The sequence below is a fragment of the Burkholderia sp. MSMB1498 genome, from assembly GCF_001526245.1.
Classification (GTDB): domain Bacteria; phylum Pseudomonadota; class Gammaproteobacteria; order Burkholderiales; family Burkholderiaceae; genus Burkholderia; species Burkholderia savannae.
Window position 1 is genome coordinate 23,501 of the sequence record NZ_LOYJ01000059.1, and the last position, 15,861, is coordinate 39,361.

Consider the following 15,861-nt stretch of genomic DNA (forward strand, 5'->3'; position numbering starts at 1 on the left):
CCCGCGCAATCGCGTGCAATCGCGCGCCGTTCGCTCAGAACCGCTGCTGCATGCCAAGCGTCACGCCGGCCTGCGTATCGGCGTAGCCGACCGAATCGCGCGACACACCGACGTTGCGCCCATGCTGGGCGATCGCGAAGCCGCCCGCCGCATACAGCACGGTGCGCTTGGACAGCGAATATTGCGCGCGCAGCGACACGAGCGTCGGATCGGCGTCGGTGCCGCCCTTGATGTTCTGGTGATAGACCGCGCCGATCAGCGAGAACGCCGGCGTGAAGTCGTACGAGCCGCCGATCCAGTACATGTCGCTCAACTGCGTCGCCGCCGCCGTGTGGAACGTGCGGCGGTAGTTGCGATAGCCGGCCATCGTCTTCAGGTTGCCGAAATCGTAGCTGACGCCCGCATGAATGCCCTGCACGTAGTCGACCGGATCGGCGGGGCTCACGCTGTCGCGCGCGCCGTTCTGGCGGTCGAACGTGACGACCGCCGCGAACGCGCCGCGCTCGTAGCCGAGCGCGAAGTCGTACTTCGCGCTCGTCTTCATGCTGCCCGGCACGTTGCCGAAGCCGTACATCGCGCCGAAGCGCAAGCCGCCGTACGCGCCGTCGTAGCGCACTGAGTTCGACGAGCGCGTGAACATGCCGTCCTTGCGGCCGCCTGTGGCCGTCGACGACGTCGCCCACGAATAATTCTGCGCGTAGCCCATCGGGTCGAACGGCAGCATGTAGTCATACGTGACGGTGAAGTTGCGTCCGAGCGTGAGCTCGCCCCACTTGCCCTTGAGGCCCACCGTCGCGCGCCGCGCGAAGATCGAGTCGGGGCCGTCGTCGAAGCCGCCGTTCGCGAGGTCGATCCCGCTTTCGAGCCGGAACACCGCCTTCAAGCCGCCGCCGAGATCCTCGACGCCGCGCAGGCCCCAGCGCGACGTGTTCTTGTTGCCCGACTTCAGGCGCAATGCGCTGCCGCCCTCCGGCGCGGCGTGGTTCGCGTATTCGACGCCCGCGTCCATGATGCCGTAGAGCGTGACGCTCGACTGCGCGAGCGCGTGGCCGGCCGCGAGGCTCGCGCACGCGGCGAGGCCGGCTGAGATCGCAGCCCTGCCGGCGTTTCGGCGATGCTTTTTCATTTTCGGTGTCTCCGATTGAATGGTGGTTGTTTTAGGTGGCGCGCGCACGTTCGCCGTCAGGCGGCGTGCGCGCGCCGGGTGCGCCGGCGGATGCCGGCGCGGGTTTGCTGCTGGGTGCTACAGGGGATTGCGCCGGGGCGTTCGGGGCGGGTTCGTCGCGCGCGTTCATGCTTCGCGAGCCGGAGCGACGAGCGCCGCCGCATGGCGCGGGGCGATGCGTCGCGGGTTCGCGCGAAGGCGGCGCGGCGTGCGTGGCGTTCGGCGTCGTTTGCGGTTGCATACGGCATCGCATACGGCCGCGTATCCGGCAGCATCTGGAATCGCACCCGGCATCCCGCGCGCCGAAAGCGCCGCATCACCTCGAACTTGCGTTGCCGCTTGCCAATCGCCAATCGCCGAACGCCGAACGCCGAACGCCGAACGCCGAACGCCAAACGCCAAACGCCAAACGCCGAACACCAAACACCAAACACCAAACACCGAACACCAAACGCCCCCCGGTCAGCCCGCCTTCGCGAACGCCCAGCAATCGTTCGCCGGAAACTCCAGCCAGTGCCGGCCCGCCGCGCGCGGCGCCGAGCCGAACGCGCGCAGCCGCAGCTCGCCGCAATGGAACAGGTATTCCCAGCGGTCGCCGAGATACATCGACGTGACGAGCTCGGCGGGCAGCCGGTTCTCGCCCGGCTCGTCCGCAACCTGCACGCGCTCGACGCGGATCACCGCGTGCGCGTCCTCGCCTTGCCGAAGCGCGCCGCGCGCGAGCGCCGCGAGCCGCCAGCCGTCGCCCGCGAGCGTCACGCGCTCGCCGTCGATCGCGTCGACGCGCGCGTCGATCCGGTTGTTGCTGCCCATGAACTCGGCCGTATAGAGCGTGCGCGGCGCGCCGTACAGCTCGGCGGGCGTGCCTTCCTGCTCGATGCGGCCGTCGCGCAGCAGCAGGATGCGATCCGACATCGCCATCGCCTCGGCCTGGTCGTGCGTGACGCAAAGCGCCGACAGCCCAAGCGACACGATCAGCTCGCGCAGCCACGCGCGCGCTTCCTCGCGCAGCTTCGCGTCGAGGTTCGACAGCGGCTCGTCGAGCAGGATCACGGGCGGGTTGTAGACGAGCGCGCGCGCGATCGCGACGCGCTGCTGCTGGCCGCCCGACAACTGGTGCGGATAGCGTTCGGCGAGATGGCCGAGGCCGAGCTGGTCGAGCGCGGTCTGCACGCGGCGCTTGATCTCGCCCGCCGCGACGCGGCGCAGCTTGAGACCGTAGCCGACGTTCTCCGCGACGCTGCGATGCGGCCACAGCGCGTACGACTGGAACACGAGGCCGAGCGAGCGCGCCTCGACGGGCAGGTCGACGCGGCCCGCGCCGTCGAAGAACGTGCGCTCGTCGAGCCGGATGCGGCCGGACGACGGCGTCTCGAGCCCCGCCACCGCGCGCAGCAGCGTCGTCTTGCCGCTGCCCGACGCGCCGAGCAGGCACACGACTTCGCCCGCTTTCAATTCGAACGACACGCCCTTCAAGATCGGGTTCGCGCCGTAGCTCAGATGCAGATCGTCGACGATGAGCTTATCCATGCAGTTTCACTCCGAAGCGCAACGCGACGGCGAGTCCCGCGCCGACCATTGCGATGTTGATGACGGACAGCGCGGCGACCTGATCGACCGCGCCCGTCGCCCAAAGCGACACGAGCAGCGCGCCGATCACCTCGGTGCCGGGCGACAGCAGATAGACGGCCGTCGAATATTCGCGCTCGAAGATCATGAAGATCAGCAGCCACGCGGCGAGCAGGCCGAAGCGCACGAGCGGCAGCGTCACGTCGAGCGACACGCGCGCGCGCGTCGCGCCGACGCTGCGGCCCGCTTCCTCGAGCTCCGGGCCCACCTGCAGCAGCGCGCTCTGGATCACGCGCATCCCGTACGCGAGCCACACGACCGTGTACGCGATCCAGATGCTCCACATCGAGCTCTTCAGCTCGCGCAGGCCCGGCACGAACAGGAAGATCCACAGGAACGCGAGGCCGGCGAGAAGGCCCGGCACCGCGCGCGGCAGCAGCACGATGTAGTCGAGCATGCGCGCGGCCCAGTCGTGACGGCGGTGGCCGGCGAACGCGACGAGCGAGTAGAAGCCGATCGCGAGCGCGCCGCCGATCACGCCGATGCCGAGCGTGTTGAAGATCGCGCGCACGAGGTTGTCCTGCTCGAACAGCTCGACGAAGTTCGCGACGGTCAGCACGTCGGCGAGCGGCACGCCTTCGCCCCAGTTCGTGACGAACGCGCGCAGCACGATGCCGGAGATCGGCACGATCACGGTGAGCGCGAGCCACGCGGCGACGATCGCGAGCGCGACCCAGCGCCACGCGCGCAGCGGCAGCACGGTCGGGCGGCCCGCCTTGCCCTTGACGGTCACGTAACGGCTTGCCGATTTCAGCAGATGGCGCTGCAGCAGCACGAGCGGAAACGTGATCGCGATGATGCACACGGCGACGGCCGCCATCAGGTGATACGACGGCACGCCGAGCTTGTTGGTCAGCTTGTACAGGTACGTCGCGAGCACGAGATGGCCTTCGGGGTCGCCGAGCACGAGCGGCAGCCCGAACACTTCGAAGCCGAGGAAGAACACGAGCACGCCCGAGAAGAGCAGGGCGGGCAGCGTCATCGGCAGGCTCACGTCGAGCGCGACGCGAAACGGCCGCGCGCCCGTCACGCGCGCGGCCTCCTCGACGTCCGAGCCGAGGTTGCGCAGCGCGGCGGACGCGTACAGGTACACGTGCGGCACGTGCGTCAAGCCGACGATCACCGTGATCGCGAAGATCGAATAGATGTTCCACGGCACGGACGAGATGCCGAACAGCGCCTTGAACCACACTGAATAGAAGCCGACCGGGCCCGCCGCGACGACGTAGCCGAACGCGAGCACCATCGGCGACACGAACACGGGCGTGAGCACGAGCGGCTCGAGCCAGCGGCGGCCGGGCAGATCCGTGCGCACCATCAGGAACGCGAGGATGCCGCCGAGCGGAATCGAGATGAACAGCATCCCGCCCGCGATGACGAACGAGTTCTTCGCGGCGGACCAGAAGTCGGGATCGGTGAAGATGAAGCGGAAGCCTTCGATGCCGAGCGTCCTGTTCGCGTCGAAGAACGGCGCGGTCAAGAGGCTCTGGAACACGATGAACGCGATCGGCAGCGCGACCGCGATCGTCAGCACCGCGACGACGATCCAGCGCAGCATGCCCGCGAGCGGCCAGAGTCCGCCCGCCGCCGGCGCGGGCGGCGCGCCGTCGCCGCGCGCGCGCGCGACGGGCGCGGACGGTCGGCCGCTGGTGGTTGTAAGCATGAGTTTGCCCTTGCGGCCCGCGGGCCGCGTCGATGGAAAAGGAAAGCGGGGAGGGCGCGCGCGGCGGCGGCCGCGCGCGCTCACGCGTGCGGGCTCAGCGCTTGAGCGCCTGCTGCCACTGCTTGAGGAACGCGAGGCGCTTCGACTGATCGAGGTAGACGAGCAGGCCCGAGCCGATCTGGATCGGCTTGAGCGAATCGCCGAGATCCTGCGCGAGGCGCGTCATCGACGTCTCGCCCGACACGTCCGTGCGGATCGAGTAGAGATTGGCCTGGTTCGCGATCAGCGTCTGGCCGCGCTTCGACAGCAGGTAGTCGACCCACAGCTTGGCCGCGTTCGGATGCTGCGCCTGCTTCGAGATCGTCACGAGGCGGCTCACGACGAGCGTGTAGTCCTTCGGAAACACGTAGCCGATCGACTTGTCCTTCTTCGCCTTTGCGTAGGCATACGAGCCGATGATGTTGTAGCCGACGAGGTTCTCGCCCGACGAGATCCGCTCCATCATCGCGCCCGTGCTCGACTGCAGCTTCGGCCCCGCCGCGCCGATCGCGCGCACGAGCTCCCACGTCACCTGTTCGTTCACGTGCGCGTCCTGCGTCAGGTAGTTGAAGCCGACGCCGGACTTCTCGATGTCGTAGGTCGTCACCTTGCCCTTGAATTTCTCGGGCTGCGATTGCAGCAGCCTGATCAGATCGGCGCGCGTCTTCGGCACGTCGTTCTCGGGAATCAGGCGCTTGTTGTAGACGATCGCGAGCGGCTCGTAGGTCGTGCCGTACGCCTGTTTCTGATACTGCGCCCATTGCGGCACGTTCGGCGTCTCGGGCGAATCGTACGCGGCCATCAGCCCGTCGTTGACGAGCTTCACCTGCAGATCCATCGCCGAGTTCCACAGCACGTCGGCGCTCGCGCTTTTCGCGGCGCTTTCGCTGACGTAGCGGTTGTAAAGCTCGGTGCTGTTCATGTCGTTGTATTCGATCTTCACGCCGTACAGGCTTTCGAAATCCTTGATGAGCGGGCGCACGAGCGCGGTGTCGGTCGTCGAGTAGACGACGAGCTTGCCTTCCTGCTTCGCGGCGTCGATCACGCGTTGGTAGTTACCCGGATAGCCGGCCGGGACCTGTGCGCAGACAGTGCTTGCGGCGACGAAAAGAGCGGCGGCGATGGCGGCCGGTGCGTACTGCATGTCTTCCTCCAGTGGCGTCTTGGTTGGTTCGAGTGACGCGGATGGTACGCGGCGCGCACTTTCAGCGCGCTTTCATTTTTCGTCACAATCGCTTTCTTTTGATTATGGATTTCCCGAGGTTTTGCTTGATGCGTGTGCTGCTCGTCGAAGACAACCCGATCCTCGCGCAGTCGCTCGCCGACGCGCTCGCCGCCGCGCGTTTCGCGGTCGATCACATGGCGGACGGCGAGGCCGCCGACCACGTGCTGCACACGCAGGACTACGCGCTCGTGATTCTCGATCTGGGGCTGCCGAAGCTCGACGGCCTCGAAGTGCTGCGGCGGCTGCGCGCGCGGCGCAATCCGGTGCCCGTGCTGATCCTGACCGCGCACGGCTCGGTCGAGGACCGCGTGCGCGGGCTCGATCTCGGCGCGGACGACTATCTCGCGAAGCCGTTCGAGCTGACCGAGCTCGAGGCGCGCGCCCGCGCGCTGATCCGGCGCAGCCTCGGCCACGAGCACACGCGCGTCGAATGCGGGCCGCTCGCGTTCGACAGCGTCGATCGCAGTTTTCGTCTGAATAATGACGTGCTCGCGCTGACGCCGCGCGAGCGCTCGGTGCTCGAGGTGCTGATCCTGCGCAACGGCCGCGCGATCAACAAGGAGACGCTGTCGGAGAAGATCTTCGGGCTCGACGAATCGGTGAACGCCGACGCGATCGAGATCTACGTGCACCGGCTGCGCAAGAAGCTCGAGGGCAGCGGCGTCGCGATCGTCACGCTGCGCGGGCTCGGCTATCTGCTCGAGGCGCAGCCGCGATGACGCGGCTCAATCTGCGCGCGCAGGTCGCGCTGTGGCTGTTGCTGCCGTTCCTCGGGCTGCTCGCGCTCGATTCGTGGCTCACGTACCAGCGTGCGATGAACGCCGCACACGTGGCGTTCGACCGCACGCTCGCGTCGTCGCTGAAGTCGATTCGCGAGGGCGTGCGGCTCGTCGGCGGTGAGGTCGAGGTCGATCTGCCGTATCTCGCGCTCGAGATGTTCGAATCGAACGACGGCGGCAAGATCTACTACCTGATCCGCGACGACGACGGCCGCGCGATCACCGGCTACCGGGATTTGCCGATGCCGCCCGCGAAGGCGAACGCGCCGCTCTACACGACGGCGTTCTACGACGCCGTCTACCGCGGCGAGCGGCTCAGGATGGCTGCGCTGCGGCTGCCCGTGCACGACGTGCCGAGCGCGCTGACGCGCGTCGTCTGGGTGATGGTCGGCGAGACGATCGAGGCGCGGCAGGCGCTCGCGCGCGAGATCCTCGTCGGCTCGCTGCTGCAGGAGGGCCTGCTCGTCGTGCTCGCGCTCGGCATCGTGTGGCTCGGCGTCGGGCGCGGGCTGCGGCCGCTGAACCGGCTGTCGGCGAAGGTCGCCGCGCGCGCGGAGGACGACCCGACGCCGCTCGAGACGCTCGGGCTGCCGAGCGAGGTCGCGCCGCTCGTCGAATCGATCAACCAGTACGTCGGGCGCACGCAGCGCATGCAGGTCGCGCGGCGGCGCTTCTTCGCCGACGCCGCGCATCAGCTGAAGACGCCGCTCGCGGCCGCGCAGGCGGGCGTCGAGCTCGCGCTGCGGCCCGCCGAGCGCGAGCGCGTGAATGTGCATCTGCGGCGCGTGAACGGCGCGGTGCGGCAGGCGGCGAAGATCGTCCAGCAGTTGCTGTCGCTGTCGCGGCTCGAATCGGATGTCGCGCCGGCGATCGAGCGCAAGCCCGTCGCGCTCGCGAAGCTCGCGCGCAGCGTGACGCTCGACTGGTCGGGCGTCGCCCGCGCGCGCGGCATCGATCTCGGCTTCGAGCAGCACGCGAGCGTCGACGTGATGGGGCGCGCGGATCTGCTCGGCGAGCTCGTCGGCAACCTGATCGACAATGCGATCCGCTACGCGGGCGACGGCGCGGTGATCACGGTGCGGATCGCGCGCGACGGCGAGCTCGCGCGGCTCGAAGTGATCGACGACGGGCCGGGCATCGCGCCCGACGAGCGCGACGCGGTGTTCGAGCGTTTCTATCGGAGCCAGGCGACGCTCGCGATCGACGGCACGGGGCTCGGGCTGTCGATCGTGCGCGAGATCGCGCGCGTGCATCGGGGGAAGGTCGAGCTGGACGATGCGGCGGGGACGGGGGGCGTGAGCGATGCTGCCGGCATGAGCGGCATGAGCGGCATGAGCGGCATGAGCGGCATGAGCGGCACGAGCGGCGTGGGTGGCATGGGTGGCATGAGCGGCGCAGAGCGCGACGGCGGCGGGCCGGCGGGCGCGCGTACGGCAGGCGCTCGTGCACGGGGCCGCGGGCTCGTCGTGCGGGTGACGCTGCCGGTTCATGCGGCCTGAGCGCTCGATGTGAGGCGGCGGGAGGTCGATTTTTCGTTTGGGGGCGGCGGGCGGACGGGCGCGCTGCGATGCGGCGGATAACGGATTGCCGGCGGCGGCCTGCTCGACGATCGGCGCTGTTGATGCATGCGATGCGGCGTGATTCGAGGCTTTCGTTGTGAAGCCGTTGGAGTCGACGGGATCGCGCCAGGCGGGAACGGCAATGGGATCGCTTCACATGCCTGAAATGCGTTCAGTACTTTCAGTACTTTCAGTACTTGAAGCGCTTGAAATGCCTTCAGTGCCTGATGTGCCTGAAGCGCTTGAAATGCCTGAAATGCCTGAAGTGCCTTCAGTGCCTTCAGTGCCTGAAGTGCCTGAAGTGCCCGAACTGCCCGAACTACCCGAAGCATTCGAAATGCTGGAAGCAGAACAAGCGCCCGCCGAAGATCGCCATCGCCGCATTTCGCATTTCGCCTCGTGTTCGCGGCGCGGAGCGCTCGCTCCCGATCTCGCGGCTGGTTGGGGGCCGGCGACGCATACGACGCGCATGCCGATGCGGTTCGACGCGGCCTTCCATTGCGTCGGCCCGCCGCGCCGCCGGCCATGGCCTCGCACGCGGGCGCAAGCGCGGACGTCACTCGCGGAACGCGATCTCCGCGTCGACCGACTGCCCGACCTCCAGAAACGCGCCTTCGCCGTTCACGACGATCGCGTTCTTGCCGAACGTCAGCGCGCCGTCGAATTGCGCGCTGCCGCGATAGACGCTCATCGTGTCGGTCGGCTCGTTCGGCCAGGCCGGGTCCGGCGCGCCCGTGCGCTGGTCGATCGTCGGGACAGGGCAGCGCGTGCAGAGCTTCACGAGGCTCAGGCGCACGCCGCCGTCGCCGGTTTCCACGTCGAGATAGTCGACATAATCTTCCTCGTACGCGTCGAGGCCCGTCAGCACGACGTTCGGGCGGAAGCGGTTCATCGGCACCGCGCTCGCGCCCTTGCGGCGCAGCCGCGCGTTCAGGTCGTCGAGCGACGATTGGCCGACGACCAGGATCGGAAAGCCGTCCGCGAACTGCGCGTACGACGTGAACGCGCCCGTCCATTTCGCGCCGACGACGCGCCGCGCGTCGGGCGCGAAGCGCGCGAGCCGCGCGGGCGTGCCGAGGAACTCGCTGAACCAGGCTGCCGCGTGCGCGCCGGCGTCGAGCGCGTTCACGGTGTCGCGCCAGACGGTCGCCGCGAGCGGCTGGGCGCCCGCGAGCGCCGACGCCGCGAGCGGCGTGCGCAGCTCGGGCATCCCGGGTGCGTCGACGACGAGCTCGCGCTCGCCGATCGCCGTGCGCACGAGCGCGAGCCGCGGATGCGTGCGCTGCGTGATCATCATGCCCGCCGGGTCGGTGACCATCCAGTTGCGGTCGTATTCGAGGCCTGTCACGTGCAATTGCGCGCGCACCGTCGCAATGCCCGCACAGGACTTGATCGGATAGACGAAAAGTTCGCTGATGACTGGCATGGCGCTCGAGCCCGGGGACCGGTACGGATTAGCAAAAAACGGCGGCGGAACCGTGATTCTGCCAGATTGCCCGCGTATGCAACTGTCCGCGTCCGAGCGCGCGCACTAGACGCGCCTGGGCCGCGCGGGGCCGCACCTGCCTCCGCAAGGTGGATTGGGCGTCCGCGCGGCGGCCGCGCACGGGCCGATCGCCGCGTCGCGCGGCGCTTTGCGCCGCTTGACATGCGTGCCGCCGCCGTCGCCGAACGCGGGTTTTCCGCCATCGAACGCGGTCCCGCCGGGCGGATTGCCGCGGCCGCGCGCCGGATATCGGCGTGAGCCGCCGCTAGCCGGACGCGAGCGGGAAGGCGCGATCGAACGTGGGCCGCACGTCGAGTGGACGCTTCAGCAGGCCCGCCTTCAGATAGAAGTCCGCGGTGCGCTGCTGTTCGGCGACGATCGCGTCGTCGATCGGCTGCCATTGCGTGCGGCGGCGCTCGAACTGCAGGCGCGCGGCGGCGGGCGGAATGCCGATGATCCGCGCGAGCGCGGCCGAATACGCGTCGACGTGCCGATACGACCACGCCTGCGCGCGCGCGACCCGCTGCAGGAAGTCGCGCAGCGCGTCGCGCTTCGCGGCGATCGCGGCGTCGGTCGCCGCGACGTAACTCAGGCCCGACCACAGCCCGCGGCCGTCGACGAGCACGCGTGCACGGCCGCTCGTCTGCGCGAGCGCGGTGTAAGGCTCCCAGGTCGCCCATGCGTCGATCGAGCCGCTCGCGAGCGCGAGCATCGTGTCGGCGGGCGGCAGGAAGCGGAAATCGACGTCGGCGGGCGCGAGGCCCGCCGCGTCGAGCGCCTTCAGCGTGACGAAGTGGCCGATCGAGCCGCGCGTCGTGCCGACGCGCTTGCCCTTCAGATCGGCCGCGCGGCGCAGCGGCGCGTCGGGCGCGACGACGACGGCGGTGCCGTACGGGTCCGAGCGGTTCGCGCCGATCACCTTCACGCGCGCGCCGGACGCGAGCGCGAAGATCACGGGCGCGTCGCCGATCGGGCCGCAGTCGACCGCGCCCGCGTTCAGCGCTTCGGCGAGCGGCGCGGCGGCGGGGAACTCCGTCCACTGGATGTCGTACGGCACGCCCGCGAGCGCGCCCGCCGCTTCGAGGAGCGCGCGCAGGCCGCCTTTCTGGTCGCCGGCTTTCAGCAGCGGGCGCGCGAGCGCTTGCGCGCGGGAAGCGAGCGGCGCGGCCACGGCGGTTGCGGCGGCGTAGGCGAGGAATCGCCGTCGGGTGGGGTTCGGTGTCGATGTCATCGGGGTGTCGGGCGTGTGGATGCCGGGTGGCGGTTGGTCGGGATGCGGGCGGGCGACGCCGATCGCGGCGGGCGGCCGGCGGCGTTCGGCGCGGTTGCGGCGATCGGGGCCCCGGTTGGCTTCGCGGGGCGAGGTGCTTCGTCGTGCCGGCGCGCGGCGTCGGATGGGGCCGAGACGTTTCGGCGGCGTACGGCGGTTCGTGTTTTCCGGGCATTCATCGGGCCGCAGTGTGTGAAGCGCTCAAAACGCTTGGTGGTTGAAATTGTGGGCTTGCGGTTCGGGGTTCGAAATTCGGAATTCGGAATTCGAAGCCCGAAGCCCGAAGCCCGAAGCCCGAAGCCCGAAGCCCGAAGCCCGAAGCCCGAAGCCCGAAGCCCGCGATTCGAACGCGCGCGTCGAGCCGAAAAGTTCAATCGACGTCGCTTTCCGTTGCCGCATCGCCGGCGCGGTCGTCGTCGGCATCGGCCGTCGTCCATCGTGCATGGCCCGCGCCTCAATGAACGAAGCCGCCCTGCACGTCGCGCACCGGCTCCGCATCGATGCGCAACAGCAGCGCGGTCAGCGCGTCGCCGCCGCGCGCCGGTGTCGGTGTCGGCGGAGGCTGCGGGCGGCGCGACGGACGAGGCGACGCGCACAGCAGATCGGCGTCCCGCCAGCCGGGCGCGCCGGGCTTGGCCGCCGCGCGAAGCCAGCCGTCGCGGTCGGCGAGCAGCTGCGCGCCGGCGAACGCTCGCGGCGCGACGCCCGTGAGCGCGGCGAACGTATCCCATGCGCCGGGCGTCGCCGCGACGCAGGCCGCGCGACCGGCCGCGCCCGGCGCCGCGGGCGAACCGCCGTCGCGCGTGACGAGCAGCGTCTGCCAGCGCGCGTCTTCGACAGGCGGCGTGTCTCGCTCGCCGAGCACGACGACGCGCACGCGCTGTCCGCCGCGCCAGTGCGCGAGCGGTTGCGGCGGGCCGCCGGCGCAGCGCACGTCGAGCGCGGGCAGTCGCACCGGCAGTGGCCAGCCGTCGCCGCCATGCGCGCCGCCGCGCGCGGCGAGCACGCGCAGGTAGTCGAGCGCGGCCCAGACGTCGTCGTCCGACAGGCGGCCCGCGAAGCCCGGCATCGTCCGCGCGCCGTGCGCGTCGCGCATGCCGGCGAGCACGCGCCAGAATAGTTCACCGTCGAGGCGGCGGCCGAGCAGCGGTCCGACGACGGTCGGCGGCCAGCGCTCGAGCGTGTGCGCGAGTGGGCCGTCGCCGCGGCCGTCACCGCCGTGGCAGCTCGCGCAGTGCGCGGCGTAGACGCGCGCGCCGCGCACGGCCGATGCGACGGAGAACGGCTCGGGGCTCGCGTGGAAGCTGGTCGGCACGGCGTCGGCGAGCCATAGCGACGGCGCGGGCCACGGCGCGCACGCGGCGAGTAGCGCGGCGATCGCCAACAGTGCGATGCGCCGTCGGCGCCGCATGAGCGCGGCGGCCGCGATCGGCAACGCGATCGCGGTCATCGCGAGCGCCGCGGCAAGCGCGCGGGCGGCGCCGAGATCGAGCCGCAGCGTCTCGGCGGCGATCCGCCGCGCCCACGGCCATGCGGGCTGGCCGTGACTGTCGCCCGCGATGCCGAGCGCATGCGCCGCATGCAGCAGCGCGAGCTGGGCCGCGTGCAGCGCGCTCAGCAGCGCGTTCAGCCAGAGCTCGGCGGGCGGCGGGCTCATCGCTTCGCCGACGAGCGCGGTGCGCCGCGCCGCGTGCGAATCACATCACACGCGACATCCCGTTCGACATCCCACCGCGCATCGCCTGCAAGCCGCATGCGCGCGACGTCGGGCGCGCGTTCCGCGCAAACGGATCGCGCGCCGTCAACGCCGCGCCTTCCGGCCGTCATTCGCCGCGCCGCCACCGCTCACCAGCTCGCGTCGAGCCCGAGATGCGACAGCGCGTCGCGCCGCAGCTCGGCGAGATGCGGATCGCCGCGATGGCGCGGGTAGGGCAGATCGACGCGCAGCTCCGCGACGATGCGCGCGGGTCGCGGCCCGAACACGATCACGCGCTGCGCGAGAAAGAGCGCCTCCTCGACATCGTGCGTGACGAGCAGCGCGGAGAAGCGCGTGCGCCGCCACAGCGCGGCGAGCTCGGCCTGCATCGCGAGCCGCGTCAGCGAATCGAGCTTGCCGAGCGGCTCGTCGAGCACGAGCAACTGCGGATCGTTGACGAGCGCCCGCGCGAGCGCGACGCGCTGCGCCATCCCGCCCGAGAGCTGATGCGGGAACGCATCGGCGAACTCGGTCAGGCCGACGCGCGCGAGCGCTTCGTCGACGCGGCCGCGCTCGCGCTTCAGCACGCCGCGCGCCTGCAGCCCGAGCGCGACGTTCGCGCGCACGCGCCGCCACGGATACAGCGTCGGGTCCTGGAACACGACGATGCGCGACGGGTCGGGCCGCCTGATCGGCGCGCCGTTCTGCAACAGCGCGCCGTGCGTCGCCGCATCGAGCCCCGCCACGAGCCGCAGCAGCGTCGATTTCCCGCAGCCGCTCGGCCCGAGCAGCGCGACGAACTCGCCGGGCGCGACCGACAGCGTCACGTCGTCGAGCACCTGGAGCGGCCCGCCCGCCGTGTCGAACCAGTGGCTGACGCTTCGCACGTCGATGCGCGCGCCGGCCGGCGCGGCGCTCGGCCCGGCGGACGTCGCGGCCGCGTTCGACTGGGCCGCGCGTGCGCCGGCGCGGGCATCGGCCGCCCGCGTCGCCATCGTTTCGCTCACCATTTGACGGTTCCTTTCTGCCACGCGAGCGCCCGGTCGCGCACCGCGAACAGCAGCGTGATGAGTCCGGAGAACAGCAGCGCCATCACGATGAGCGCCGCGTACATGTTGACGTACGACGCCCAGCCCTGCGCCCAGCTCAGATACCAGCCGAGACCCGATTTGACGCCCATCATCTCGGCCGTGACGAGCACCGTGAACGACGCGCTCAAACCCATGAACAGGCCGACGAACACCTGCGGCAGCGCGGCCGGAATCGCGACGCGCAGCACGAGGAAGCGCGCGTTCGCGCCGAGCGTGCGCGCGACGTCGTAATACGCGTTGTTCACGCCCGCGACGCCGGACCACGTGAGCACCGCGACCGGAAAGCCCGTCGCGAGCGCGATCAGGAACGCGGCCGCCGAATAGCTCGACGGGAAGAAGTAGAACGTGAGCGGCAGCAGCGCGGTGGCGGGCACGGGGCCGAGCACGCGCAGCACCGGATGCACCCAGTAGCCGATGCGCCGCGACCAGCCGATCGACACGCCGACGAGAAAGCCGACGATCGCGCCGTACAGGAAGCCGATGCCGAGCAGCTTCAGCGTGTTGCCGGCGCTGCCGGCGAGGCGCGGCCAGTCGTCGACGGCCACTTCGATCAGCGCCTGCGGCGGCGCGAAGAACGGCGTCGGCAGCAGCGCGGTCTTCGCGGTCAGGATCTCCCAGGCGGCGAGGCCGAGCGGCAGCGCGACGAGCCACGGGCCCGCGCGCCGCAGCGCCGCGAGGGCCTCGAGCGCCTTGACGGCTTTGACGGCTTTGACGGCCGCGCCGGCACGCGGGCCTGGCGCGACGCGCGCGAACGCGCTCGGCGCCGCGAGCGCGGCCAGCGCGGCGGCGACGGCCCAGGCGGCGGCGCCGATCTCGTCGGTGTACGCCCAGTTGGCGAAGCCGACGATCCGGTTCGGCCACAGCCGCGCGATCGCGCCGAACGCGAGCCAGGCGACGGCCGCGACGAACCCGGTTAGCCACGGCGCGGCGGCGTTCGCGCGGCGTGCGGCGGCGTCGCGCGTCGCCGCGCACGCGCCGCACCCTAAGGCGGGCGGGCGTGCGGCGCGCTGCGCGGTAACGTCGGGCGACGACGTGGAGGCGGAGGCGGAAGCGGAAACGGAGGCGGCCGCGATGCCGGCCGAGCGCGTTCGCGCGCCGTCGACGGCGGCCGACGGCGTCGCGGACGTTGCGTGAGGTAGCGTCGCCATCGGTTCACCCCAGCACGTTCGCATAGACCTGCCGCGCGAAACGCTGCGGGTCGGTCGATTTCTTGATCACGCCGATCCGGCGAAAGTCGTCCGCGTAGAACGCGATCTCGCTTTGCAGATCGACGTTGGTCGGATGGTGCGTGTAGGTGAGCGTCGCGTACAGCTTGCGCAGGTCCTCCGGATCGATCTTCGGCGAATACTTCGCGAACACCTTCGCCGATTCGCCCGGATTCTCGTGCGTGTAGTCGGTTGCCTGCACGATCGAGCGCGCGAGCGCGGCGGCGGCCGGCCGGTCGTCGCGCACGAGCGCGCCGCGCGCGCCGATCACGCAGCACACCTTGCGCGCGTATTCGCCGGACAGGTTCGTCGCGAGCTCCGCGTATTTGCCCGCGCTGCGCTTTTCGAGCAGGTAGAGATTCGGGTCGCCGTCGGCGATCGCCTGGATCTCGCCCTTGTCGGCCGCGACGCCGAGCAGATCGGCCGGATACTGCCGCCACGCGACGTCGCGCTCCGGATCGACGCCGTGCTTCGCGAGCAGGATCGAGAAGAAGTGCTTGCCGGGCGCGGCGAGATCGCTCACGCCGACCGTCTTGCCCTTGAGCGCCGCGAGCGACGTGACGCCCGCCGCCTTCGCGCCGACGAGGCGCACGCAGCCGCCGTGCGAGCTGCCGATGATCTTCACGTCGAAGCCCGCCTCGAGCGGCTTGAGCCACCGGTGGATCATGCCGACCGCGGCGTCGGCCTTGCCGGTGGCGATCGATTCGAGCAACTGGTCGGTCGAGCCGCTGTAGTTGATCAGGTCCACCGACAGGCCGTTCTTCTCGAAGAAGCCGAGCTCCTTCGCGACGACGATCGGCGTGAGGCAGAACGCGTTCTGGTTCCACGCGAACGTGAGCTTCTTGAGCGGCGGCGCGGACCAGACCTTGCGGCCGAGCGTGAGCGCCGGGGCCGCGAGCGCGGCCGCGCCCGCCGCGCGCAGCAGCTTGCGGCGGCCCGATGCGGGCGGCGTGGATGCCGGCGCGCGCGCGTCGCTGGCGGGCGCGGCGTCGGGCGAAAGGGCGTCGGGGGCACGTGTCATGACGAAGATCTCCGGGCGTGGCGAGGGTTGAAG

Annotated in this window: 14 protein-coding genes; 2 read left to right on the plus strand and 12 right to left on the minus strand. The window is 70.5% G+C overall.

All coding sequences use genetic code 11. The annotated features are described in order from the left end of the window. Positions 1 to 34: 34 nt before the first annotated feature. From WS91_RS11080 to WS91_RS11100, 5 genes are all read right to left on the minus strand, one after another. Complete coding sequence (locus WS91_RS11080) at positions 35 to 1,126, minus strand: porin (protein WP_038752360.1); 1,092 nt, start codon at positions 1,124 to 1,126, stop codon at positions 35 to 37. A 56-nt stretch (positions 1,127 to 1,182) separates the two neighbouring features. After that, entirely contained in the window at positions 1,183 to 1,518 is a 336-nt protein-coding gene (locus WS91_RS35775) for a hypothetical protein (RefSeq protein WP_156432356.1), read from the minus strand. 109 nt (positions 1,519 to 1,627) lie between these two features. Further along, a complete protein-coding gene (locus WS91_RS11090) occupies positions 1,628 to 2,695 on the minus strand; it encodes an ABC transporter ATP-binding protein (protein ID WP_038752357.1) in 1,068 nt (355 codons plus the stop codon). Next, complete coding sequence (locus tag WS91_RS11095) at positions 2,688 to 4,457, minus strand: ABC transporter permease (RefSeq protein ID WP_059578631.1); 1,770 nt, start codon at positions 4,455 to 4,457, stop codon at positions 2,688 to 2,690. Before WS91_RS11095 ends, WS91_RS11090 begins: the two co-directional genes overlap by 8 nt. Positions 4,458 to 4,551: 94 nt before the next feature. Continuing rightward, a complete protein-coding gene (locus WS91_RS11100) occupies positions 4,552 to 5,640 on the minus strand; it encodes an ABC transporter substrate-binding protein (RefSeq protein ID WP_038752352.1) in 1,089 nt (362 codons plus the stop codon). Between the two features lie 128 nt (positions 5,641 to 5,768). Between WS91_RS11100 and WS91_RS11105 the strand changes: the two genes are divergently transcribed. Both WS91_RS11105 and WS91_RS11110 read left to right on the plus strand, forming a co-directional pair. Continuing rightward, positions 5,769 to 6,440 carry a response regulator gene (locus WS91_RS11105; RefSeq protein ID WP_038752349.1) on the plus strand — a complete coding sequence of 224 codons (672 nt, stop codon included), beginning with the start codon at positions 5,769 to 5,771 and terminating at the stop codon, positions 6,438 to 6,440. Beyond that, positions 6,437 to 7,999, plus strand: a complete 1,563-nt coding sequence (locus WS91_RS11110; protein WP_059670282.1) for a sensor histidine kinase — start codon at positions 6,437 to 6,439, stop codon at positions 7,997 to 7,999. Before WS91_RS11105 ends, WS91_RS11110 begins: the two co-directional genes overlap by 4 nt. A 616-nt stretch (positions 8,000 to 8,615) precedes the next feature. Here the strand turns inward: WS91_RS11110 and WS91_RS11115 are convergent. From WS91_RS11115 to WS91_RS11145, 7 genes are all read right to left on the minus strand, one after another. Next, positions 8,616 to 9,485, minus strand: coding sequence for an MOSC domain-containing protein (locus tag WS91_RS11115; protein WP_038752344.1), 870 nt, complete (start codon positions 9,483 to 9,485; stop codon positions 8,616 to 8,618). 325 nt (positions 9,486 to 9,810) lie between these two features. Continuing rightward, positions 9,811 to 10,776, minus strand: coding sequence for an ABC transporter substrate-binding protein (locus WS91_RS11120; protein ID WP_038752341.1), 966 nt, complete (start codon positions 10,774 to 10,776; stop codon positions 9,811 to 9,813). Between the two features lie 240 nt (positions 10,777 to 11,016). After that, positions 11,017 to 11,238: a hypothetical protein gene (locus WS91_RS11125; RefSeq protein WP_059670283.1), complete on the minus strand. Its 222-nt coding sequence runs from the start codon at positions 11,236 to 11,238 to the stop codon at positions 11,017 to 11,019. 31 nt (positions 11,239 to 11,269) lie between these two features. Further along, complete coding sequence (locus WS91_RS11130) at positions 11,270 to 12,472, minus strand: c-type cytochrome (protein ID WP_059670284.1); 1,203 nt, start codon at positions 12,470 to 12,472, stop codon at positions 11,270 to 11,272. 188 nt (positions 12,473 to 12,660) lie between these two features. Beyond that, positions 12,661 to 13,521 carry an ABC transporter ATP-binding protein gene (locus WS91_RS11135; RefSeq protein ID WP_059670285.1) on the minus strand — a complete coding sequence of 287 codons (861 nt, stop codon included), beginning with the start codon at positions 13,519 to 13,521 and terminating at the stop codon, positions 12,661 to 12,663. Then, positions 13,515 to 14,750, minus strand: a complete 1,236-nt coding sequence (locus WS91_RS11140; protein WP_082758158.1) for an ABC transporter permease — start codon at positions 14,748 to 14,750, stop codon at positions 13,515 to 13,517. The genes WS91_RS11135 and WS91_RS11140 overlap by 7 nt, the downstream gene beginning before the upstream one ends. Positions 14,751 to 14,754: 4 nt before the next feature. Continuing rightward, a complete protein-coding gene (locus WS91_RS11145) occupies positions 14,755 to 15,828 on the minus strand; it encodes an ABC transporter substrate-binding protein (RefSeq protein ID WP_038744296.1) in 1,074 nt (357 codons plus the stop codon). Positions 15,829 to 15,861: the final 33 nt, after the last annotated feature.